This window comes from Paenibacillus methanolicus, from assembly GCF_008124765.1.
Taxonomy (GTDB): domain Bacteria; phylum Bacillota; class Bacilli; order Paenibacillales; family Paenibacillaceae; genus Paenibacillus_Z; species Paenibacillus_Z methanolicus.
Genome location: NZ_VNHS01000004.1, coordinates 202,476 through 226,344, shown reverse-complemented (window position 1 = coordinate 226,344; position 23,869 = coordinate 202,476). Strand labels below are relative to the sequence as shown.

The following is a 23,869-nucleotide window of genomic DNA, read 5'->3' as shown; positions in this document are numbered from 1 at the left end:
CCTTGTTCCTATGTATTGCCCACCGGGATCGCCGGTCAGTCCGCTGCCTGCCTCGCCGACTTCCGGCTACAAGCTCAGCGGCGTGCGCAAATGCCACCCGTTCGGATCGAACCCGCCCATTTCGCGCAACACGTGCTGAACCAGCTGTTCGTACTCCTGCACCTGCCGGTACGGATCGTTGTCTTGGATCAGCCGCACCATCTTCCGGGCGAATTCTTCATCCGGGAAGGGCGGCGCCAAATATTTGCCCAAATACCGGGGATCCTTCAAATAAGCCAGCACGTGGTGGTGCGGCGTCGAAGCGAGCTGGAGGAAACGGCTGTACGTCTGGAACAAGCGCATCATCGCCTGCTGGCAGACGAACGGATAGTCGGGCTTCCGCTGCTCGAAGCTGTCCAGCACATTGTCCATATCGTCCCACACCGCGTACTTGGCCAGCTCCAGCTCCGCGCCGGACAAGCCCTCCCGCTCCTTCGCGAGCCACTGCTTCGCCTCCGCCTTGAGCGCGTTGGTGACGCCGGTCGGATCGTACACGATCCGGCCCGTGGCGAACTGCACCATCGACATCGTGCTACGCGCCTCGAAATCCTGCCGGAAATACGCGCGAATTTGCTGCGCCGGATTCAAGAAATATTCGATCATGAGGCCGCCTCGCACGAGATTGCCGCGTTCCCGATTCTCGGCGTCCTCCGATAAGATAAGATGAATGTCCACATCCGAGCGGCGGGAAGGGTTACCCGTAATATAGCTGCCGCACAGCATCGCGCCGATCACATCGTTGCGGCTTGTCCACGCCAGCAAAAAATCGGCCGCGGCCGTCTCCCATCGTTCCACTGCCATCCGCCCCTTCCATCCAAATATGCGCATGCCCGATGCGAGCTCGAAATCTTACAATGCTCTTACCTGCTTCCCTCATCATAAGGGAATCGCGGCTGATTGGGAACCACCTTTTGGAATCCGCTGGTAAAAATCACTTAAATCGCGCGTAAGCTGACAAACACCCCTCGGCGACTGCCGCTAAGGCCCGAGGGACCCGGCACTGCCGAGGGGTGTATGGCCGACGCGCCTGGCTTTAGTACGTCCACCAGTTCGACGACATGACCAGCATGGAGAACAGTTTGATGCTGTCTTCGTAGTAGCCTTCCGACGCGCTGCCGGCCGTTTTCGTCCAGATCGCGTTCAGCCAGCTTTGATTCGCCGAGCTCGTCATCGCGCTGACGCCGAAGGGGGCGTAGAACGCGCCGCTGTTATAACCGCCGACTTTGCTGCCGCTTAGCGTATAGCCGTCCATGATGTTGCTTGGATTGTTCGACGTCTTTGTTTTGATCCAACCGTTCAGCTTGTTGAGCTGGTTCAGCGCGCGGTTGTCGCCGCTGATGAGGTAGTCGGTCGCGATCCGCCACGGCGCGCGGCACGAATTGTAGTAGTAGCTGCCGTCGTTGCCGCTCTCCAGGAAGTTGGCCGGCGCCGGCACGTACGCGTTGTTCTGATAGATGACGAAGTCCGGCATGAGTCCGGTCGCGGAGCTATTGTTCGTGAAAATGGCGTTGATGATCGCGTACGTCTGGTTCGCCACGCGATCCCATTTGGTATCGCCGGTCGCGGTTTTGAACGCCTTCATATGATTCAACATAAAGTCCGACGGACGCGTCGCGCTGCCCCAGTTGCCGCTCGTCGCCCAATCGCCGAGCCGCAGCGTCCAGCGGGTCTGGTTCACGTCGCTTTGCATGATCGCGTTAACGACCTTCTTCGCTTCGGCCAAATAGTTGATCGTCCCCGAGCTTCCCCATTGGCGATGCGCCAGCAGCAGCCCGTACGCGATATCCATATCCCCGTCGGTCGCGGAATCCTCGCCTTCGATGTTCTGGAAGCTGCTGTTCTGCTTCCATGCCATCAAATTCGCGTTGATCGCGCTCGGATGCTCGCGGAAATACCGGTATAGCCCGTCGAAATACGTTTGCGCGTTCGCGTCCGCCCCGGCCATCATGACGGTCAACAGCATGCCGTAGCCGTGCGCTTCCGACACCGTCTCGCCCGCGCTGTTGTATTTGACGTAATATTTGCCGGTGCCCGCCGGTTTCAGATAGTTGGTCTTCCACGTGGTCCACTTGCTCTTCACCGCGTTGTCCATCGCCGTCTGCGTCACGTTGTTCGGCTTGATCGTGCCGGCGGTATACGCCGTATGCTGCGGGAACGGCTTGGCTTCGCCGGCCGCCAGGGCCGCGCCGACCGGCAGTAGCGATAGACAGAGTCCGCTTAACAGGAGTACTTTTAGTTTCATTTTCATTAACTTGCCTCCTTGTTTTTTGGTAAACAGGATGACTAATTTGTTCTCTACTTCAGCTCTCTTTCTCGTCTTTTTGTAGGTGGTGAGCATCACCTCCCCTATAAAAGTCGCTCCCCCAACCCCCTCCGCCGAGGGGGCTCCAAGGGCTATGCCCTCTGGACTCCCACTTTCGTGCTAGCGAGTTGGGCTGGTGGACGGCGGTTCGTTTCGAGCGAGGCACGCTTTTGTCCTGGCGGACAAGGCTATTGTTGGGCTCTCTTTTTCGCGCTGGCGAGTTGGGCTAGCGGACGGCGGGAGCTTTCGAGCGTGGCACGCTTTTGTCCTGACGGACAAGGCTCACTTTCACTGGTTAAGCGCGTCGGGACGGGTGAAAGAGCAGCCGTTTGACTTTCGAAGACAACAGCGAGTGAAAAGCCCACACCAACCGCATTCTCTTAACCTGACGACATCCCCCTACTCCCCCCTCGGCTTCGCCGTCGACGCGCGGACGACGAGCTCCGGCTTGAGCTCGACCTTCGCCGGAGTCGGGAGCTCGCCCTGGAGCGTGGCGAGCATGATATCCACCGCCTGCCGGCCGATGTGCTCCGCCGGCTGCCGGATCGTGGTGAGCGCCGGGCGATATTGAGAAGCGATGACTTGGTCGTCGAAGCCGATGACCGACACGTCCCGAGGGACGCGGACGCCCGCCGCCTGGAGGGCGGTGATGACGCCAATCGCCGTGTAATCGTCGGCGGCGAATACCGCCGTCGGCAGGCGGCCCGCGGCGAGCCAGCGGTCTGCGGCCTCGAGGCCGGAGGCGATCTGGAACTCGCCCGGCACGACCGCGAAGGGCGCAAGACCGGCTTCCCGCATGGCGTGCCGGAAGCCTCGCTCCCGTTCCCGGCTGCTCAAGAAGAGCGGCGGCCCCGTAATATGCGCGATGTCCTTGTGCCCAAGCGCCAGCAGATGATTCGCGGCCATAACGCTGCCCGCATAGTTATCCACGACGATGCTCGAGACCGAGGGAGCCGGATGCTGGTGGTCGATCAAAATATACGGGATTTTGCGCTTGTCGAGCTCGCGCATGTGCGCGATTTCGTTGATCGGCGAGAGCAGGATAACCCCGTCGACGCGATCCTCCTGGAACAGCATCGGCGACAGGTCGGAATCGACTGACAGCGTCAAGTAATACCCTTTGGCCGCGAGGCGGTCGCTAATTTCCTTGATGACGGCGTCGAAGAAGGAATCGTCCAACGTCGAGAGCATCATGCCGATCAAGTTCGTCTTCCCCTTCGCCAGGCTGCGCGCCGCCGCCTTCGGATGGTAATCCAGTTCTCTCATCACCTCGAGCACCTTCAGCCGGTTTTTCTCCCGGACGGTCGATTCGTTGTTGAGCACGCGGGAGACGGTAACGACCGACAGCCCCGCCCGTTTGGCTACATCGTAAATGCTGGCTTTCATAAGCGCGATTGCTCCTTGCGAATAATTTAGCGAGCGTTGCTTCAAGAGCTCGGAACTAAATGAAACCGGTTTAACTTTAGGCCGAAACCATTGGCGGAAGATCGGCTGAAAATCCGGGCTGGTTCGAATAGGAGCGGAGCTGGAGCGGCGTAAAATAAAACCGGTTTAATTTATTTATGACTTGCTGCTAGTATAGGCGACCCTCGGAGAAGGAGTAAATATATCCCTTTTCCTGTTTCCCTTTAGTTCTGCCGCACTGCGCTTGTCAAAATGCGTCTGAACCGCGCCGCCATTGTTCGACGTTCCGCGCCGCCCGTCCGTCCTCTCCCGCATAGACGCCAACAGCTTCGGCATGCCGCTCAAGCTGTCGGCCTGAAGCCCTTTAACGTTGTCGAAAAAACCATCGAAGCCCGCCGTTACGGGCTTTTATACAGTGAAGCGACACTCGACTAAAACCAAAGCGCCCTATCAAAGCCGACACCAAATGGTAACATTATCCGGTGTTGAGAGTTGCGTTCGATTTGGGTATAGTATCTAAGTGCGCATATTTATACAGACTTTATACAGAAGAGGACAATCCAATGAGCAGATGGTTAAAATGGGTCGTCACCCCTCTCGCCGCGCTAATTCTCGTCACGGGAATCGCGGGCGGATCGGGCTTTGGCGGCTTTTTTGCGAGCTTGACCGGCGATGCCGGGCTGGCCTTGGCCGCGGGAGAATCGACTTCCGATAGCGGCAAAACGATCATTATGGGCACCTCGCCCGATTACCCGCCTTACGAAAGCGTCGACGCCAAGAACGGCGGCGACATTATCGGCCTCGACGTCGAGATCGCCAAGGCGATAACCGAACGTCTCGGTTATACGCTCGAAATTTCGGGCATGGACTTCAGCGGCTTGATCGCGGCCCTCCAGACGGAGCGCGTCGACTTCGTCATGTCGGCGATGTCCGTCACGGAGGAGCGCAAGCAGAGCATCGATTTCTCCGATTCCTACTATGCCGCGCGCAACACGATCGTCGCCCTCAAGGACAGCGGGCTGACGACCGAAGACGCCCTCAAGGGCAAGCGCGTCGGCGTGCAGCTCGGCTCCACGCAGGAAGAAGCGGTCATGAAGATGGAAGGGCTCGGCGAGATCAAGAAGCTGGACAAGCTGCCGAACCTGATTCTAGAGATCAAATCCGGCCGCCTCGATGCGGTCATCGTCGAAGACGCGGTCGCGGCAGGCTACACGGACGCCAATCCCGACTTAAGCTTCGCGATGCTCGAGCCGAATCCGGAGGACCTCGGGTATGCGATCGCCTTCCCCAAGGGCTCGGAGCTGATTCCGGCGTTCAACGCCGAGCTGCAGAAGATGAAAGACAGCGGCGAGCTGCAGACGCTCGTCGATAAGTGGTTCAATACGAAGTCCGGCGTGAAGAGCACGAAGAAGGGCATCGATTTCAGCGTGCTGAACGGCTATGTCGGCTATATTTTCAAAGGCATCTTCGTCACGCTGCTATTCACGCTCGTCTCCGCCGTGTTCGGCTTCATCTGGGGCGGCATTCTGTCGCTGTTCAAAATCTCGTCGATCGCGCCGCTGCGCTGGTTCGCGACCGTGTACACGTCGATCTTTCGCGGCACGCCGCTCCTGCTGCAGCTATTCCTGATTTACTACGGGACGCCGCAGCTGTTCAACTATGACATCTCGCCGCTTATGGCGGCCGGTCTTGCGTTCGGCCTCAACTCGGCCGCTTACTTGTCCGAGACGATACGCGGCGGCATCATGGCCGTGGACAAAGGGCAGCGCGAAGCCGCGATCGCCCTCGGCATCCCGTACAAGACGATGATGATCAGCATCATTTTCCCGCAGGCGGTGAAGAACATCCTCCCGGCGCTCGTCAACGAATGCGTGGCGCTCGTGAAGGAATCGTCGCTCGTCTCGATCATCGGCGTCGCCGATCTGATGCGCCGCGCGAATGTCGTGCAGGCCAATACGTTCAAGGCGTTCGAGGCATTGCTGCTCGTCGGCGCCATCTACTACGTGCTCGTGCTGACGCTGACGTCGCTGGCCGGGCTGCTTGAAAGGAGGATGCGCCGCAGTGATTAAAGTCGAGCATCTAAACAAATCCTACGGGAAGAACGCCGTCCTTCACGATATATCGACCACGGTGGATCGCGGCGAGGTCGTCGCCATCATCGGGCCGTCCGGCTCGGGCAAATCGACCTTCCTGCGCTGCCTCAACCTGCTGGAGACGCCGACGGGCGGCTCCATTACGATCGACGGCACCGTGCTGACCGATCCGAAGACCGACATGGGCCTAGTTCGCCAGCGGATCGGCATGGTGTTCCAGCATTTTCACCTGTTCCCTCACATGACGGTCATCGACAACATCACCTTCGCGCCGACGCGCGTGAAGGGGCTGAGCAAGGAAGAAGCGCGCGCCAAAGGCCTACAGCTGCTAGAGCGCGTCGGTCTCGCGGAGAAAGCCGACGTTTATCCGTCGAAGCTCTCCGGCGGCCAGAAGCAGCGCGTGGCGATCGCCCGCTCGCTCGCGATGGACCCGGACATCATGCTGTTCGACGAGCCGACCTCGGCGCTCGACCCGGAGATGGTCAAGGAAGTGCTCGCGGTTATTCGCGATCTGGCTTCCTCCGGCATGACGATGCTGATCGTCACGCACGAGATGAAGTTTGCGCGCGAGGCATCGGACACGATCTACTTCCTCGATGCCGGCCGACTCATCGAGCGCGCCGACCCGGAGACGTTCTTCGCAAGCCCGCAGAGCGAACGCGCCGCGCGTTTCCTCGAGCAGGTGCTGTAACGCATTCATAGGGGCATTGCAAAGAAGCCGCCGGCATCAGCCGGCGGCTTCTTTGCGTGCTAGGCGGTAGGCTGCGTTCGAATCCGGCCTGGGGACGGCAGTCGAACCGTCTCTGGGAGACGAAGACTGACCGACTAGGCCGTCCGGTTCGGATCAAGCCCGCTCCCGCTGTTCCGACACGAGCCTCCGCCTTCCTTCCCGTTCCCGATACGTACGCGCTATCCGCGAGCTCTGACCGCCGGCGCGCGGTCGGCACCGCTCGCCGGAAGCTGCGCGCGCAAGCCGGCAAGCGCCCGGCCGCGGGGGCAAGCGCCTACCGGTAATACGCCCACTCCCCCGCATCCTCGCCGCCTTGCCGCCACTCCTCCGGCAGCAGCCGGCGGTACTGCGTCTGGCGATACCGGTCGTCGATGAGCAGCAGCGTGCCGCGGTCGTCCTCCGAGCGGATGAGCCGTCCTCCCGCTTGCAGCACCTTGTTCATGCCCGGGATGACGTAAGCGTACTCGAAGCCGCTGCCGCGCGTGCGGTCGAAGTGAGCCTTGAGCAGATCGCGCTCGAACCCGATCTGCGGCAGGCCGACGCCCACGATGCCGACGAGCGTCAGCCGGTCGCCGACCAGGTCGACTCCTTCGGAGAAAATACCGCCCATGACGGCGAAGCCGAACAGCGGCACGCCGCGTTCCGCCTCGAAACTGGCCAAGAATTGCTCCCGCTCCTCCTCCGACATCGCCGTGCGCTGCACGATGACTTCGATCTTCCCCTCCTCGATCCGCGGGCCGAGCAGAACGGCGAACCGTTCGTAGATGTCCGCCATGTAAGCATATGAGGGGAAGAAGAACAGACCATTCCCCGCATGCTTCCGCGCCTGCTCCGCCAGCAGTTCCGCCAGCGGCTCGCGCGTCCGCTCCCGGTCCTGATAGCGCGTCGAGAGCGGCACGAGGCGCACATCCAGCTGCTCGGCCGTGAACGGCGACGGAATCGCGACCGAATAATCTTCTTCCCCGCCGCCCAGCATGTCCATGTAGTACGACAGCGGCGAGAGGGTCGCGGAGAACAGAATCTGCGAGCGATAGCCCTTCGTCATCTGGCGAAGCTGCTGCGACGGGTCAAGACAGAACATGCGGACCTTGACCTCGCTCTTGAAGCATTCCGTATACGTGACATGCCGCTCCTCGTCGTACAGCTTGGCCGTGCGCAAGAACGCCTGCGACGCGAAGAACGCATCGAGCAGCTGCGCGCCCGATTCGGTTCCGTCTTCGCCTCCGCCGCGCGCCAAGTGCCGCTCCGCGACGGCCGAGAACGATTCGACGAGCGCCAGCAGCGGCTCCGGCTTCGCCGTCTCCACCTCCGTCAGCCGCTCTCCGATCGCCTTGCGCCGCCCGAGCAAGTAGTCGTTCACCGCCTTCGCCGCCGCGGCGACCTCGCGCTCCGTCGTCTTGAATGACCGGCTCAGCTCAAGGAACATGCCTTTCTCAAGCTCGGCCGAATACATCTCCCGCGCGCGGTCGACCAGGTTGTGCGCCTCGTCGACGAGCAGCGCCGTTCTGCGCTTCTGCTCCTCGAACTGCCGCTTCAGGCTGACGCGCGGATCGAAGATGTAGTTGTAGTCGCAGATGACCGCGTCCGCCGCGTAAGCGGCATCGAGCGAGAACTCGAACGGGCATACCCGATGCTTGCGCGCATACTGCTCGATGACCGTCCGCGTCATGACCGTCTCCTGCTCGAGCATGTCCAGCACGGCCCCGTTCACCCGGTCGTAATAGCCGTCCGCGTACGGGCAGTGCTCCGGCGAGCAGCGCACTTCCTCTTGAAAACAAACCTTCTCCTTCGCCGTGATCGTCACCGCGTGCATGCGGAGTCCCTTCGTCTCCATGAGCGCCAGCGCTTCCTCCGCGGCCGTGCGGGTAATCGTCCTCGCCGTCAAATAGTAGAGCCGCTGCAGCGCGCCCGCGCCGACGGCCTTGATGGCCGGGAAGAGCGTCGAGATCGTTTTGCCCGTGCCCGTAGGCGCCTTGGCGAACAGCTTCGTACCCGCTTCGATCGACTTATAGACGGCGCCGGCGAATTTGCGTTGGCCGCTCCGGTAAGCCGGGAACGGGAACGGCAGCTCGCGGATGCTCGCGTCCCTGGCCGCCTCGTGCGCCGCGCGCATGCGGGCATACGGCGCATACCGCCCGATCGTCTCGCGCACGAACGCGTCCAACTCGGCCGGCGCCAGTTCTCGGACGAACCGCTTCTCCGCCTCGCTGTCCACCTGCACGTAGGTCAACTGCACCCGGATGGCCGCGAGCCCCCGCTCCCGCGCCACGATGTAGGCGTAGCAATATGCCTGTGCCCAGTGCACCGGATAGCCGTCTTCGGCAATATTCGCGAGATCCCCGGACGTTGATTTGATTTCGTCGATCGTGATCGCGCCGTCCTCGGCCTCGAGCACGCCGTCGCAGCGGCCGTCGATGACGAAGACCAGCTCCCCGCAAGCGACCTCGGCCTTCACGTACACTTCCTTCTGGTCCCGTTCGCCATACCGGCTTTGCACCCGCTGGTGCGCCTTCGTCCCTTCGGTCAGCGCCGTCGCCGTCCGAAATCCCGATTCGATATCGCCGCTCGAATAAGCGTATTCCACCAGCGGCCGCACCGCGATCGCTACCGTCGTCGTCATGTCGCCTCCGTTTCTCCTTTGGCCGGTCACTCTCCGCCGCGCCCGCGCGCGCCGCCGCAAGGAACATTTGTTCCCTCCATTGTATCATGTCTTCGACGCGACTGTTCAGCCCGCTTGCCGAATCGGAACATTTTAACGATAAAACGATCTCTTCGTTCGCGGGCGAAATGCCGATAACAAGCAGTAATCCCTATTTTGCGCAAGGAGGAAAAGCAATGGATATCAATACGCTGCAGCTGCTCGACATGCGCCGCAAAAACAGGCTGGCCGGAGCCGCTCTGATGTTCGCGAGCGTGATGGGCATATTAGCGCAGTTCGCTTTAGGCAATCCCTGGCCGCTCAAAATCATGATGCTGGTCAGCACCTCGATCGTGGTCGGACTTATGGTGCTGAATCGGCGTCAAGTCGCCGTTACGTTGTTCCCTTATGCGGGCCTCGTGCTGATGGGCGCCGTCGTGGCCGTCTTCTTGTTCCGCAGCGCCAGCATGTCCAATCTGATGATGCTGTACATGCTGGTCGCGACCGGATCGATTTATTTGCGCAGAGGCATCATGCTCATCTACTTCGGGACCGGTTTCCTGATCTACGGCGCGTTCTTTTGGTACCACCAAGGGGACCCCATGCTCGACGGCTCCGCGCGAACGGTCATCATTCACCTGATGACCTACACGGTGGTGAGCGTCATCTTGTTCCTGAAGGAGAAGATCGCCTCCCAGATGTTTGCCGATATCGACGAGAGCCGCTCCGCGACGGAAGAACTGCTTCGCCTGGAGAAAGAACGCGAGGAACGATTGCGCGCCTCTTCCGCGGCGTTGTCGGCGAACATCGAGCGGATTTTCGGCAAAAACGGCACCAACGCCGAATCCATGAAAGAAATCAATCAAGGCTTCCAAGAAATCGCATCCGGCGTGACCGTGCAGGCGCAGACGATCAGCGACATCACGGAAGAGCTGGAAGAGACGAACCGGATGGTCGCCCGGATGGTGGAGCAATCGGATATGCTGGAGCAGAAGGCCGCCGAATCCGAGCAGGCGAGCCAGCACGGATCCGAGCGCGTCGAGGCGCTGTCCAGCGCGATGCAGCAGTTCAGCGGCTCGTTCGAGATCATGCACCAAGAGATGTCCAACCTGCAGGCCAGCATCGCGGAAGTGACGCATTCGATCCGCTCCATCAACGACATCTCCGCCCAGACGAACATCCTCTCGCTCAACGCCAGCATCGAGGCGGCGCGCGCGGGCGAAGCCGGCCGCGGATTCGCGATCGTCGCGCAGGAAGTGCGTTCGCTCGCCGCGCAGAGCACGACGCTTGCCGACGAGATGATGAGCAAGATCGGCAAAATTCAGTCCGACACGCGCTCCGTCCAGGAGCTCATGTCCCGCAACGTGGATCAGATGACCCAATCGGTCGAAATGACCGATCAGACGCGCGGCACGTTCCGCACGATCGAGGCCGCCGTCGGCATCTTGACGGAGAACATCAAGAGCAACCACGAGCAGACGCAATCCATCGGCCGAAAATCGGCTCACGTCAAGACCGCTACCGCCGACTTCGCGGCCTTCATCGAAGAGTTGTCGGCGACGCTCGATCAACTGTCCGCGACGGTCGGCGAACAGAGCGCGAATCAGCAGGAAATCACGACGGACATTCGCGAGAGCCGCGGCGAGGTCCAGCATTTGATGAGCTTGTACCAAGCGAAAAAGGACGCCGCATCTTAAGCGCGCCAACGCCGCAGCATACGAGAACAACGAGAAGAGGACGCCACGCGGCGCCCTCTTTCTTTGCTTCTCTGCCCATATTGGGCGATACCCGGAAGCGCCATGCTCGTTAGGGGGAGATACCAACGAGAATTCCCGAACACCCGGAAATCCAGCTTCTTCCCGCTTAAGCCGTGCCCGCCTGCCCGCAGCCGCCTTTGCGCTTCAAATAGTCGTCCATGTCGCGGCCGCTCATCGGCCGGCCGTACAGGTAGCCTTGTCCTTCATGACAGCCCAGCCCGCGCAGCATCTCGTGCTGCGCCGCCGTCTCGACGCCTTCGGCGACGACCTGCAGCCCCAGATCGCGCGCGAGCGCGACGACCGAGCGGATGACCGCCAGATCCTTCTTGTTCGTGACGATCTCCTCGACGAGGGAACGGTCGATCTTGATGAAGTCGAACGGGAACCGTCCCAGAACCGCCAGCGAGGAATACCCCGTGCCGAAATCGTCGATGGCCAGCTTCACGCCCATCTCGCCGAGCGCCGTGCAAATTTGGTACGACGTCTCCACATCGGCGATCGCCGTGCTCTCCGTGATCTCGAGGCAAAGATTGCGCGGCGGCAAGCCGTGTCTATCCAAGAGCCCCGCGACTTGCCCGGCCAGCTCCGCGTCCCGCAGCTGAATCGCGGAGAGGTTGACGGAGACGACGAATTCTTCGCAGCCCTGATCGACCCAATGCTTCGCCTGCCGGATCGCCTCCTCGAGCACCCAGCGGCCGATCGGCACGATCAGCCCGTTCGCTTCCGCGATCGGAATGAAGACGCCGGGCGGAACCGCGCCCAGTTCCTGCGAAGTCCAGCGCAGCAGCGCCTCGGCGCCATATACGCGCTCGGAGGGAAGATCGATCTGCGGCTGGAAGTGAAGCTGCAGTTCCCCCTTCTCGAGCGCGGTCGTCAAACCGCTCACGAGCGTCATGTAGTTGTCGGCGTTGGTCTTCAATTGCGGCTGGAACAGATAATATTGGTTGCGGCCGCCGTTCTTCGCCACGTACATCGCCGTATCCGCGCCGCGCAGCAGCGTCTCGTTATCGTGGCCGTCCTCCGGCGCCAGACTGATGCCGATGCTCGCGGTAATCGCGTACGACTTGCCGCCCAGCATGACGGGCTCCTTCATGGCGGCGATTATCGCCTCCGCCTGACGCAGCACCTCGTCCCGCCCGCCGTGTACGAGCACGCCGAACTCGTCGCCGCCGAGCCGGGCCACGAAGCCCCCGGAAGCGGTCCGAAGCTTGCCCGCCACCTGCTGCAGCATCGCGTCGCCGGCCGAGTGGCCAAGCGTATCGTTCACCCATTTGAATTGGTCGAGATCGAGCAGCATGACGCCCAGCTCCAGCCCTTGGGCCAGATCTTCCCGAATGCGGTCCGAGAAGTGCCGGCGATTGCCCAGCCCCGTAAGCTCGTCCTCGTAAGCGAGCTGGGCGAGCCGTTCTTCGTCCTCCTTCTGCTGCGTCATGTCGCGCGCGAGCAGAAACGCGTACAAGCTTCCGTCGATCTCGATATAATCGCTGTGCGCCTCCACGACCCGCGTCTGCCCGTTCATCCCGTTCAGCACCAGCTCCAGGTGCAGGGGCGTAAGCGTCGTGCTCGCTTCGCGGTACGCTTCTTCGAACGTCTCTCGTTCGTCTGCGCGCAGCAGCCCCGAGAAGCGAATACCGTGCGCGTTCTCGCCGGGGGCAAGGCCGATCAGCTTCGCGAACGAAGCGTTCGCCTCGACGACCCGGCATTGATGATCGAGCAGGACGATGCCGTGATGGGAAAGTTTGAACAAGAGCTCGTATCTTCTCCCCGTCGCGGCCAGAAAGTCGTGATTGACCATCGCGTAACGGAGCGCGAACGCCCAGATGATGACGCAACCGGTCGGAAGGAAATTGAACGTGTACACGCCTTTGGAACGAAGCACGAAATTGATGCCTACGGCCACGATGACCGCGAGCACGGTGAACAGCGTTCCCCACAGGATCGAGCTGATTCGCTTGAGCTCGGTCGCCCGGCGAGAGTTGGCAAACATGATTTTGCGTACGAGCATGAAGACGACGCCGATGAACGTATACGAGATCGCGATGCCGAGCAGCACGCCGTAGACCGAGCCGAACTCATCCAGCCGGTGAACGCCGCGAACCTCCAGCCGAACATCGTTCAAGAAGTAAGAGTGGAAGGAAGCCGCCGCGCAGACGAACGGAACGAGCGCGAGCGCCAGGCCTGTCTTCGTCGCCTTGCCGTCCGAGGTCAGATGGCGAAAGAACAGCAGCGCGAAGCCCATCGTCAGGAAGGCCATCGTAAACCGAAGCCGAACCGCCAGCTCGCTGGCCGACAACGAGAGGAAATGATTGATCGCGAACTGGAGGACAAGCATCAACCCGAGCGTGAACATCAACGCCATCGTCAGCTGATGCAGCCGATGCCGCGGGTTGCGCCAATAAATTTCGGCTCCCATATAGAACAGCAAATAGCTGGGAAGGAGAGTGAATAATAAGGAAATAATCCACAAGGGCATCGGAGTCAGCTCCACGTCGTTGATAGTCTGAGAAGTTCTTTGCTAATACCGCAGCTTGATGATGGATAGGGACGATGGCTTTAACGCATTAGAGGGTCAACTGTCGGGGGCAGAAAAAAAGAACCTCCGCGGGTTCTTCTTCATACGCGGCAGCTGGCTGGCAACGGGAGACAAGCTCCGGTAAGCCCCTATAGTTTTGCGTCCCGCCCTTTCGGCGCGGTTTGCCCTGAACATGATGTTGTTTAGCATCATTATAGGACGTTCTGCCTAAGATCGTCTACCCCGGATGCCCTCAAAAACCGTCATTCCCACCATTTGGCTAAGTTTGTGCGGAGTGACAAATCGCTCCATGATGTACCGCCACGCAAGGCATTTCGCACACTGTTTAAGCCCAAAAATTGCCCTTGGCGAATATGGCAACGCTGCCATGAAAAAAGCGAAAGCTGCTCACTTATTTTTAACACGAAGTTGATGCAAAGCTAATAGGTCTATGTTACGATAGCCCCATTGCAAAAAAGGAACGAAAGCGCAGGTGGTTTACATTGTCAACCGAAGCACAAGCCGACGGCGGCAAAGGGCTTAGCCTCTATAAATTGACGTGGCCGATCTTTTTAGAGATTTCGCTGTTTATGCTGATGGGTACCGCCGATACCCTCATGCTCAGCGTTGTGTCCGATGATGCGGTCTCCGCGGTCGGGGTCGTCAATCAGTACTTATTTATATGTATTCTCATTATGGAAGTCGTCAGCAACGGGGCGGCCATCGTCGTGGCCCAGTATATCGGGGCAAGGCGGATGCTCGAAGCGTCGAAGATCGCCGGCCTGGCGATCACGCTTAACCTGATTCTCGGTCTGGCCGTTAGCGGCGCGCTGCTGATCTTCGGCAATATGATTCTCGGGGAAATGAACTTGCACGGCCAAGTGCTCGATTATGCCAAAACGTATATGAGCATCGTCGGCGGCTTTCTCTTCATCCAGGCGCTCATTAACGTGTTCGCAAGCCTCATCCGCACCTACGGATTTACGAAGGAATCGATGTATGTCGCGCTCGGTATGAACGTGCTTCATATCGGGCTGAACTATGCGCTGATTTTCGGCAACCTCGGCTTCCCGGAGATGGGCGTGGCCGGCGCGGCCGTCTCGACCGTCATTAGCCGCGGCGTCGCGTTCCTTGTCTTCCTCTGGCTGCTATACCGGGTCATGGAAGTGCGCATCGCCTTCCGTTATTATCTGACCTTCACGAAGGAATATATTCAGAAGATCCTGCGGATCGGCATTCCATCCGCGCTTGAACAGGTGACGTACCACGCCTGCCAAACGGTCTTCCTCTATTATGTGACGTACCTCGGATCGGAAGCGCTGGCCGCCCGCCAATATGCGAATTCGATCTCGCAATATGTGTATCTGTTCAGCGCGGCGATCGGCATGGGCACGGCGATTATCGTCGGCCGGCTGGTCGGCGCCAAGCAGAAGGAGCTCGCGTTCCGCCGGGTGGTGACCAGCGTGACGTGGAGCGTCGGCATTACGGTCCTCGTCGACGTGCTGGCCATGCTGTTCCGTTACCCGCTCGCCGGACTGTTCACCGACAATCCGAACATCGTCGCGATCGTCGCGCAAGTCATTCTCATCAGCATCGTGCTGGAGACCGGCCGCGCCGGCAACCTCGTGCTCGTCAACGCGCTGCGCGCGGCCGGCGACGCGAAGTTCACGGTCTACATGGGCTTCATCTCGATGGTGCTCATGAGCCTGCCGCTCGGCTATCTGCTCGTATTCCAGCTCGATCTCGGCTTGGTCGGCATCTGGCTCGCCATCGCCGCGGACGAATGGCTGCGCGCCGTCATCATGTGGGCGCGCTGGCGTAGCCGCCGTTGGGAGAGCCGTTCGCTCGTCGAGCCCGGCGCTTCGGATACGACCGTCGCGGCGCATTAACTTCATTAGAGACAGCGCAAAGGGCTGGCCTGCGTCATCATCATGACGCGTGCCAGCCCTATTGTTGTGCGTTGGACTATATATTATAGAAGCAAAAATCCATTCGCCCAAATCTGCCGGGCTATCGGTCATCGCCTCCGATGCGGAACCCGCCATGCAAAAAAACACGGCATCCCCGAGGAATGCCGTGCCGCAAATGCGATATTAACGTTTGACGATATCCGCCACGGCTTTGTCCAGCTTGCCGAGCAGCTCGTCGCCGCTGATTTGCTTGCCGAGATACTCCTGCATCGCGGAGCCCCATTGCTGCGTGATGCCGTCCGGGAAGCGGTCCCAGTTCCAGCCTTTGACTTGATCCGCATGCTCTTGCGAGAAGGTCGCGAAGTCGCCGCCGATTTTGCCGATGGCCGCCGTGTCCGGCGCGATCGTCGATACGGCCGGGATGAATTTGAAGTCCGTCGCGATGTATTTCTTGCCCGTCTCGGAGGACACCATCCAGTTCAGGAACGCTTTCGCTTCTTCCGCGTGAGCGGACTTGTTGTTGACGATCCAGTTGTTCGGCACGCCCGTGAACGTGTACGGCTTCGCGCCGAGCGGAACCGGCATCATGCCGAGGTTCAGTTCCGGATTCACTTCGTCCACCATGCCTTGGATCCAGTTGCCGTGCTGAATGATGGCGTATTTGCCTGCCGCGAACTCCGCCACTTGCGTGTTGTAGTCCGTCGTCAGCGCGTTCTTCTGGCCGTTCGCGAACATGATGTCGACCAGTCGGAGCCAGTCCTTCATGACCGGTTCGTCTTTGAACGTCGCCTTGCCCGCTTTCACGTCCTCGATGAACGTCGCCGGATCTTCATGGTTCGCCAGCGCGATGTTCAGCGTGTGAATGCCCATCGACCACCACTCGCTCGTCAGCGCGAACGGCGTGATGCCCTTGTCCTGCAATTTCTTCGCGGCTGCTTCCAGCTCGTCGAGCGTTTGCGGCAGCGCCGTAATGCCCGCTTGAGCGAACAAATCTTTGTTATACGTGAAGCCGTAAGCTTCCAAGTTCATCGGCATGCCGAGCAGCTTGCCGTCGCGCGAGATTTGCGCTTTGGACGCTTCCACAAGGTCCTTCGCCCATGCTTCGCCGCTCAGGTCGGATGCGCGATCCACGTAAGGATCGAAGCCCGCCCAGCCCGCGGAGTTGAAGATTTCAGGCTCTTCGCCCGCCGCCAGTTCCGCTTTGAGCAGCGCGCTGTAGTCTTCGCCGCCGCCGTGCGTCTCGACTTCGACCTTCACGCCGGTTTCCTGCTCGTACGCCTCGGCCAATTTTTGCAGCGCGTCCGCGATTTCGACCTTGAACTGGAATACTTTGATCGTGACGTTCTCTTTCTTCGGCTCTTCCGGCTTCTCCGCGTTCGTCTGGCCGGCGTTCGTCTCTGTATTGCCTGCTGTGCTCGCCTGGTTGTTGCCTGCGTTGCCGCCATTGTTGCCGTTGCCGCAGCCTGCCAATACAACGAACAGCGCCGCGGTCAGCAGCATCGTGATCCCCTTTTTCATCCGATAAACCCTCCTAATCATCAGTGCGAATCCGTGATTACATCGTCATTATAAGTTGGAAGCGCTTCACGCCGACACCGAGAAAATTGAACGGTTGAGGTGGAAAATGTTGAACACCTCGTGTCTTACCCCTTGACCGAACCGGCCGTGATGCCCGCGATGATATGTTTCTGCAGCAGTAGGAAGAACGCGACGACCGGAATGGTGGACAACGTCAGCGCCGCCATCGCCAAATCCCATTTCCGTAAATACTGCCCGAAAAACTTCTGCACGGCAAGCGGAATCGTCGTATACGAGTCGTTGATGACGAGCACCGGCAGCAGATAATCGTTCCAAATCCACAGAACGTTCAAAATAATAACCGTCATCGTGATCGGCTTCAGCAGCGGAAACACGATGCGTCCGAACACGCCGTACGGCGTGCATCCGTCGACCACGGCCGCCTCCTCGATCTCCAGCGGCACGGACTTGATGAAGCCGTGGTACAGGAACATCGAGAGCGGAAGGCCGAAGCCGAGGTAACAAATGACGATGCCGTACAGCTCGCCCCGCAGCTCGAACATCGCGGTCACTTTCATGAGCGGCAGCATGATCGATTGGAACGGGATGATCATCGCGGCGACCAGCACGTTGAACAGCACTTTGTTGAACAGCGTCGGCCGGCGAACAAGCCGGTAGGCGGTCATCGAGCTGACGATGACGAGCGCCAGCACGCTGAGGCCCGTCACCACGACGGAGTGCATCAGCACGGTCGGAAAGTCGATCGCGACCCAAGCGCGGCGGAAGTTGTCCAGGCTGAACGCCTCCGGCAGCTTGGCCGCGTTGAGCAGAATTTCCGGCAGCTTCTTGAACGAGTTGTTCAGCAGAAAATAGAACGGCGCCAAGAAAACGAGGGCAAGCACAATGCCGAGCAGCTCCAGGCCGAACGTGCGTTTCGCGTATTTCTCCTCCACTATGCTTCCACCTCCCGTTTCTTCGTTGTCCATACTTGGAGCAGCGTGATGAGCGCGACCGCGAAGAAGAAGATCATCGCCTTCGCCGTGCCGAGGCCGTAGCGGCCGTTCGTCAAGCTTTCCTTGTAAATGTTGAGGGCGATCGATTCCGTTGCGTTGCCCGGACCGCCGCCGGTCAGCGCCAGATTGAGATCGAACATTTTGAACGCGTTCGACGTCGTCAGGAACAAGCAGATCGTGATGGCCGGCATGATGAGCGGCATCGTGACGCTAAGCAGAATGCGCCAGCCGCTCGCGCCGTCGATCCGGGCCGCTTCCATGAGTTCCTTCGGCACGTTGAGAATCGCCGCGACATAGATGAGCATCATGTAGCCGGCCGTCTGCCAGACGAACACGATGACGATGCCCCAGAATCCGGTCGCCGGGGTCCCGAGCCAAGGCAGTTCGAAGAATCCGATCCCCGTGCTTTCGCCGATCGACGAGAAGCCGCGCACGAAGATGAAATACCAGATGTAGCCGAGCAGCAATCCCCCGATGACGTTCGGCAGGAAGAAAATCGTCCGAAGGACGCCCTTCAGCTTCAAGTTGCGGGTCAGCAGCAGCGCCAGTCCGAACGCGATCAGATTCGTCGTTACGACGGCGGCTACCGTGAATTTGGACGTGAACCAGAAGGACGACCAGAACCGTTCATCGTCCGTGAAGACGCGCGTCAAATTGTCCAGGCCGACCCAATCGGCCTTATCGACCCCGTCCCAATTCGTGAACGTGTAGTAAAAGCCCATAAAAAACGGCAGTAAAATAATGAGGGCGAAGAACAGGAGACCCGGTCCGACGAAGACGGTCTGCTGCATCCATTCGCTCCATTGTTTGCGTTTCACCATAACGCGCGATTCCCCTCCCCTTATACGCTCTATCTGACTCTAGTATAAAATCCGCCGCGCGCCCGGCACACTGAGGATGATGAACAGCTAGGTGGAATATATTGACCTCCGACGCCGGATCGGTTACTGTTTAACCAATTGAAGCAGCAGCGGCGCAAAGCGGACGGCCGGTGCATGCTTCGCGAAATGTAAGCGCATTCGAAGCGAAGGAAAGGTGTGGTCGACCCGTCTATGTCCGGCTTTGTTCCTTTTAAAAATACGATTCGCAACCGGCTCATGCTGCTGCTGCTCGCGGCAACCATACTGCCGATCACGACCTCCATGATCATCTCCTACAACGCGACCAAGTCGTCGGTGACGGAAGAATCCGTCGCCATGAACACCCGGCTGCTGTCGCTCGGCAAGACGAACATCGTCAACTACATGAACAACATCAACCAGAAATCGCTCGCCGTCTACAACGCCATGAACGTGCCGCGCTCGCTGTATTACCTGCTCGAGCATGACATGGAGGACGAGGTGTTCCCCAACGATTTGACCGACGTCATCCGCAACCGGAATTTGCTGAAGGACCATCTGTACAACATTTATCAAAGCGTGCAGGAGTTCCATCAGGTGCGGCTGTACGTGGTGAAGACGAACGCGACTTACCTGCTGCGCAACAGCGACATGAAGGTCGGGCAGACCGAGAAGCCGCCCCGCGACGCCGAATATACGGGCAAAACGTCCATCGAGCCGACGCATCTGAGCCATCTGTACGGCTTGACCTTCAAGACGTCGCAGCCCGAGGAACCCGTATTCACCCTGCATCGGCCGATCTTCCGCGCGCCCAGCGACGAGCTGCTCGCCCGGCTGTCGATCGACGTGAAGCTGTCCGTGCTCCAGGATTTGAACCGGCAGCTGTACGACGAGGCCGAACGGCTCTACATCGTCGACAAGTCCGGCCGGGTGGTGCTCGCTTCGCAGGAGGCCAAGCAGGAAGAGGTGCTGGAGTGGTTCACCAAGGTCCGCCGCGCCGACTCGGACAGCGGCTATATCGACCAGAAGAGCAGCGACTTCAAAGGAATGATTTTCTACGACCGCATCCAGACCGATTACATGGATTGGTACCTGGTCAAGCTGTCGCCCTATACGCATCTGTACGAGCGGGCCGGCAATATCGCGCGCATCAACGCCGGCGTCAGCATCGGCTTCCTGGCGATCGCGGTGCTCGCGACGCTCTACGTCTCGCTGCGCATCACGCGTCCGCTGCAGCGGCTGATCGGCTACGTGAACAAGATCGAGACCGGCCATCTGAACGTCAACATCGATATCCAGAGCAACGACGAGATCGGCTTGCTCGCCCGGCGCTTCCGCTCGATGATGCAGACGATCAACAACCTGATTCTGAAGGAATACCGGCTCGAGATCGCCAGCAAGACGAATCAGCTGAAGGCGCTGCAGGCGCAGGTGAACCCGCATTTCCTGTACAACGCGATGCAATCGATCGGCACCGTGGCGCTGCAGCACAAGGACATGCAGGTGTATTCCCTGCTCACCTCGCTCGGCAAAATGATGCGCTACCAGATGAGCACCGAGAGCGCCGTCGTCGAGCTGTCCAGGGAGTTCGAGTACGTGCAGGCGTACCTCGATCTGCAGAAACAGCGGTTCGATACCGGGCTCGAAGCGACGCTGCGCATCGATCCGCGCACCAAGGGCGTGTTCGTGCCGAAAATGATTTTGCAGCCGATCGTCGAGAACTTCTTCAAGCACGGCTTCGTGCCCTCCGAAGCGGAGCCGGCGCGGCTGCTGCTCGTCAGCGAGCTGCTCCCGGACGGCAGCTTGTCCATCCGGATCGAGGACAACGGCAAGGGCATGACCGAAGCCCAGCTGGATGCGGCCGCGCAGGCGCTCGCCGCCGGCGACCAGCCGCTGACGCAGGGCGGCGCCGTGGCGCATATCGACGAAGGCGGGATTGGCCTGCGCAACGTGCTGTCGCGGCTGCGGCTGCATTTTCATCCGTCGTCCACCCTGGAGCTGTATGCGGCGCATCCGCACGGCCTGGGCGTTCTGATGCATATTCCGCTCGAGGAAGGAGCCGTGCTGTAACCGATGAAAGCATTGATTATCGATGACGAGAAACACGTCCGGGAGGCCGTCAAGCTGCTGGTAGACTGGGAGGCGCACGGCATCGGCACGGTGCTGGAGGCGTCAGACGGCGCGGCGGCGACCGCGACGATCATGGCGGAGCGCCCGGAGATTATATTCACGGACATGATGATGCCGAACATGGGCGGCGTGGAACTGCTCGCCTGGACGGCGCGCCACGCGCCGGAGAGCAAGGTGATCGTCATCAGCGGACACGACGATTTCGAATTCGTCCGCCAGACGCTGAAGCACGGCGGCATCGACTATATCCTGAAGCCGATCGATCCCGCGCAGCTGGCGGCCGCGCTGGGAGGCGCGATCGCCAGCTGGCAGGCGGACGAGGAGGCGCGCCGGCGCGATCAGCATCACGGCAGCCAGATCCATCAGCTAAAGCCGGTCTATCTGGAGCAATTCCTCTCCTCGCTCGTCACCGATCCCGGCGCCTCCTCCGGCGCCGCGGAGACGCTTCGCCAGGAATTCGGCCTTGGCGGCGCGCCAACGCGCGGTCGCATCGCGCTGCTAAGCCTCGAGCCCGCCTCGGACGCGATCCGGCAGAAGTTCGCCGCCGGCTGGGACCTGCTGTACTTCGCGCTCTTGAACATCTGCAACGAGTTTCTGCGCGAGCGGCGCATCGGGTACGCCTTCCGGTGCCGCGGCTCCGAAGGCGAGATCGCGCTGCTCTTCTGGGGCGAGGCGGAGGACGCCGCCGGCGTGCTCGCCGAGATCGACGCGGCGATCCGCCGGACGCTGAAGACGCGGTTCGCCTTCGGCATCGGCGATCACGCCGCGCTGCCCGCCGAGCTCGGCATGTCTTACCGCCAGGCCAGAACCGCGCTCGCCCGCCGCAACCTGTTGGACGCCGGCGCATGGTGCCACCGGTACGCGGGGACGACGGCCAAGACGGACGCTCCGCTGTTCAACGATTACGAGGAGCGCGTGCGCTACGCCGTACAGAGCGGACAGCCCGTCCAGGCGGAAGCGGCGATCGCCCCTTGGTTCGACGCGATGCGCGCGGCGGAATGGATCTCGCCCGAACAGCTCCAGCTGTGGTGGCAGGAGATCGCCGTCGCCAAATCCGTCTGGCTGCGCGAGCGCAAGCTCGCGCGGGACGGCGGCGCGACCGCCCTGCAGCTGCCTGCCGACGAGAAGGGCGCCTTCGATCTATCGGCGTGGCAGCGGCTCGTCTTGGACGAAGTGGGCGAGGCGGCGCTCGCGTGCTCGGACGAACGCCAGACGCACGGCAGCATCCACGACATCGCCAAATACATCGAGCAGTTCGCGCACGAGGACATCTCGCTGCAGACGATCGCGAGCCGTTTCTTCCTCAGCCGCGAGTACATCTCGCGCAAGTTCAAGCAGGTGATGAACGAGAACGTCTCCGATTACGTCACCCGCGTCCGCATCGAGCGGGCGAAGGCGCTGCTCGCTTCGCCGCAGCTGCGCATCTCGCAAGTCTCCGAGAAATGCGGCTTCCAGGACGAGAAATATTTCAGCAAGGTGTTCAAAAAGCAGACCGGCTGCTCGCCGGGCGAATACCGCAAGCAGATCCAGGAGCGCGTATAGACGCCATTGGATCGCGAAGCAGATCAAGAAGTATCTCGGCATCGAATCTAACCTGTCGACTTTTTGACTCTCGTATGCATAGTTTCATATATTTACATTATTTATATACGATTGACGAAACTAGAGTCGGGCTTTAAAATTAAAATAATCGAATTATTTCAATTTTGCGTCCGGCAAGCTAACGATAATTGGAAAAGCATGACAGTTTTTTTGTTGTACTGAATGCTTTTTCTTTTTACTTCTTTGCTTTTATGGGCAAAAGCGTTAATGCCGCGCCGCCACATTGCGTCACATGTAGAGAGGGGTAGAATTCATTTTGAAAAAGACGTCCTGGTATGCGCTAGTCCTGTCCGCCGTCCTCCTTATTGCAGGCTGCGGCAGCAAGAACGAAAACACCGGCACCAACGCGAACGCGAATAGCGGCGCGAGCGAGCAGACGGAGAACGCCGCTTCCGGCACCAATGCCGCCGATGCGAAAACGTACTCGATCGCCATCTCCCAAATCGTCGAGCATCCGTCGCTGGACGCGACGCGCGAAGGCTTCCTCGCCGCGCTCAAAGACGGCGGCCTCGTTGAAGGCGAGAACCTGAAAGTCGATTACCAGAACGCCCAGAACGACCAAACGAACAACACGACGATCGCCCAGAAGATCGCCAGCGACAAGCCGGACCTCGCGCTCGGCATCGCGACGCCTTCGGCGCAAGCGCTCGTGAAGAATATGACGGATTCCCCGGTGCTGTTCGCGGCCGTAACGGATCCGGTCGCTTCGAAGATCGTCGACAATCTCGATCAACCGGGCGGCAACGTGACCGGCGCCTCCGATACGAATCCGGAAGCGACGACGAAGCTCGTCGGTTTCATCGCCGACAACTTCCCGAACGTCAAGAAAGTCGGCCTGATCATCAACGAAGGCGAAACCAACGCCGTCATCATGGCCAAGAAAGCGGAAGAAGAGTTCGGCAAGAAAGGCATCGAGCTCGTGAAAGCCGCCGTTACGAACACCTCGGAAGTGCAGCAGGCCGCCGAATCCCTGATCGGCCGCGTCGACGCGTTCTACATTACGCTCGACAACGTCGTCGTTACGGGCGCGGACGCCATCTTGAAAATCGCCAAGAAAGAGAAGCTTCCGTTCTTCTCCAGCGACCGCGACACCGTCGAGAAAGGCGCATTCGCCACTGTCGGCTTCAAGTACTACGACCATGGCTACCAAGTCGGCCAGATGGCCGTCGACGTGCTGAAGAACGGCAAGAACCCGGGCGAGATGAAGGTCATGATGCAGGAGAAACTGGATTTGATTATCAACGCCAAGGCCGCTGCCGACTACGGCATCGAGCTGACCGACGCCATGAAGAGCGCCGTGGCCGACCCGGCGGAGAACCTGATTCAATAAGCACGCGCACGAGGGTGAACGTCCTTGAAGTTCACCCTCTTCTTGTTTTTAG

At 60.0% G+C, this 23,869-nt stretch carries 16 protein-coding genes and 1 riboswitch; of the genes, 8 read left to right on the top strand and 8 right to left on the bottom strand.

What is annotated here, in order from left to right:
- Positions 1-66 precede the first annotated feature (66 nt).
- From BCM02_RS12570 to BCM02_RS12560, 3 genes are all read right to left on the bottom strand, one after another.
- A complete protein-coding gene (locus tag BCM02_RS12570; protein ID WP_148929443.1) occupies positions 67-840 on the bottom strand; it encodes a hypothetical protein in 774 nt (257 codons plus the stop codon).
- A 232-nt stretch (positions 841-1,072) separates the two neighbouring features.
- A complete protein-coding gene (locus BCM02_RS12565) occupies positions 1,073-2,287 on the bottom strand; it encodes a family 8 glycosyl hydrolase (protein ID WP_148929442.1) in 1,215 nt (404 codons plus the stop codon).
- Positions 2,288-2,740: 453 nt separating this feature from the next.
- A complete protein-coding gene (locus tag BCM02_RS12560; protein ID WP_148929441.1) occupies positions 2,741-3,727 on the bottom strand; it encodes a LacI family DNA-binding transcriptional regulator in 987 nt (328 codons plus the stop codon).
- A gap of 581 nt (positions 3,728-4,308) precedes the next feature.
- On the opposite strand from BCM02_RS12560, the gene BCM02_RS12555 reads away from it, so the two are divergent.
- From BCM02_RS12555 to BCM02_RS12545, 3 genes are read left to right on the top strand one after another with little or no spacing between them, the layout of a single operon-like run.
- Positions 4,309-5,814, top strand: a complete 1,506-nt coding sequence (locus tag BCM02_RS12555) for an ABC transporter substrate-binding protein/permease (protein WP_246183351.1) — start codon at positions 4,309-4,311, stop codon at positions 5,812-5,814.
- The gene (locus BCM02_RS12550) at positions 5,807-6,529 is read left to right on the top strand and encodes an amino acid ABC transporter ATP-binding protein (protein ID WP_148929440.1); all 723 of its coding nucleotides are present in this window, start codon (positions 5,807-5,809) and stop codon (positions 6,527-6,529) included. Before BCM02_RS12555 ends, BCM02_RS12550 begins: the two co-directional genes overlap by 8 nt.
- A gap of 56 nt (positions 6,530-6,585) precedes the next feature.
- Positions 6,586-6,852: a hypothetical protein gene (locus BCM02_RS12545; protein ID WP_148929439.1), complete on the top strand. Its 267-nt coding sequence runs from the start codon at positions 6,586-6,588 to the stop codon at positions 6,850-6,852.
- Here the strand turns inward: BCM02_RS12545 and BCM02_RS12540 are convergent.
- Entirely contained in the window at positions 6,843-9,188 is a 2,346-nt protein-coding gene (locus BCM02_RS12540) for a helicase C-terminal domain-containing protein (RefSeq protein WP_148929438.1), read from the bottom strand. The two genes, BCM02_RS12545 and BCM02_RS12540, sit on opposite strands and share 10 nt — an antisense overlap.
- Positions 9,189-9,403: 215 nt before the next feature.
- Between BCM02_RS12540 and BCM02_RS12535 the strand changes: the two genes are divergently transcribed.
- Positions 9,404-10,903, top strand: a complete 1,500-nt coding sequence (locus tag BCM02_RS12535) for a methyl-accepting chemotaxis protein (protein WP_187434180.1) — start codon at positions 9,404-9,406, stop codon at positions 10,901-10,903.
- A gap of 166 nt (positions 10,904-11,069) precedes the next feature.
- On the opposite strand, the gene BCM02_RS12530 is transcribed toward BCM02_RS12535, so the two are convergent.
- The gene (locus tag BCM02_RS12530) at positions 11,070-13,436 is read right to left on the bottom strand and encodes a putative bifunctional diguanylate cyclase/phosphodiesterase (RefSeq protein WP_148929436.1); all 2,367 of its coding nucleotides are present in this window, start codon (positions 13,434-13,436) and stop codon (positions 11,070-11,072) included.
- 145 nt (positions 13,437-13,581) lie between these two features.
- A riboswitch (cyclic di-GMP riboswitch) is annotated at positions 13,582-13,672 on the bottom strand.
- 306 nt (positions 13,673-13,978) lie between these two features.
- On the opposite strand from BCM02_RS12530, the gene BCM02_RS12525 reads away from it, so the two are divergent.
- Positions 13,979-15,364 (top strand): MATE family efflux transporter, encoded by a 1,386-nt coding sequence (locus BCM02_RS12525; RefSeq protein WP_246183350.1) that lies wholly within the window; start codon positions 13,979-13,981, stop codon positions 15,362-15,364.
- Between the two features lie 204 nt (positions 15,365-15,568).
- Here the strand turns inward: BCM02_RS12525 and BCM02_RS12520 are convergent, their stop codons facing one another.
- The 3 genes from BCM02_RS12520 to BCM02_RS12510 all read right to left on the bottom strand — a co-directional run bounded on the left by BCM02_RS12520 (position 15,569) and on the right by BCM02_RS12510 (position 18,737).
- The gene (locus tag BCM02_RS12520) at positions 15,569-16,903 is read right to left on the bottom strand and encodes an ABC transporter substrate-binding protein (protein WP_148929435.1); all 1,335 of its coding nucleotides are present in this window, start codon (positions 16,901-16,903) and stop codon (positions 15,569-15,571) included.
- Between the two features lie 125 nt (positions 16,904-17,028).
- Positions 17,029-17,889, bottom strand: coding sequence for a carbohydrate ABC transporter permease (locus tag BCM02_RS12515; RefSeq protein ID WP_148929434.1), 861 nt, complete (start codon positions 17,887-17,889; stop codon positions 17,029-17,031).
- Positions 17,856-18,737, bottom strand: coding sequence for a carbohydrate ABC transporter permease (locus BCM02_RS12510; RefSeq protein WP_148929433.1), 882 nt, complete (start codon positions 18,735-18,737; stop codon positions 17,856-17,858). Before BCM02_RS12510 ends, BCM02_RS12515 begins: the two co-directional genes overlap by 34 nt.
- 231 nt (positions 18,738-18,968) lie before the next feature.
- On the opposite strand from BCM02_RS12510, the gene BCM02_RS12505 reads away from it, so the two are divergent.
- From BCM02_RS12505 to BCM02_RS12495, 3 genes are all read left to right on the top strand, one after another.
- A complete protein-coding gene (locus BCM02_RS12505; protein WP_148929432.1) occupies positions 18,969-20,825 on the top strand; it encodes a cache domain-containing sensor histidine kinase in 1,857 nt (618 codons plus the stop codon).
- Between the two features lie 3 nt (positions 20,826-20,828).
- Positions 20,829-22,427 (top strand): response regulator transcription factor, encoded by a 1,599-nt coding sequence (locus BCM02_RS12500; RefSeq protein WP_148929431.1) that lies wholly within the window; start codon positions 20,829-20,831, stop codon positions 22,425-22,427.
- 313 nt (positions 22,428-22,740) lie between these two features.
- Positions 22,741-23,817: an ABC transporter substrate-binding protein gene (locus BCM02_RS12495; RefSeq protein ID WP_425466176.1), complete on the top strand. Its 1,077-nt coding sequence runs from the start codon at positions 22,741-22,743 to the stop codon at positions 23,815-23,817.
- Positions 23,818-23,869 lie beyond the last annotated feature (52 nt).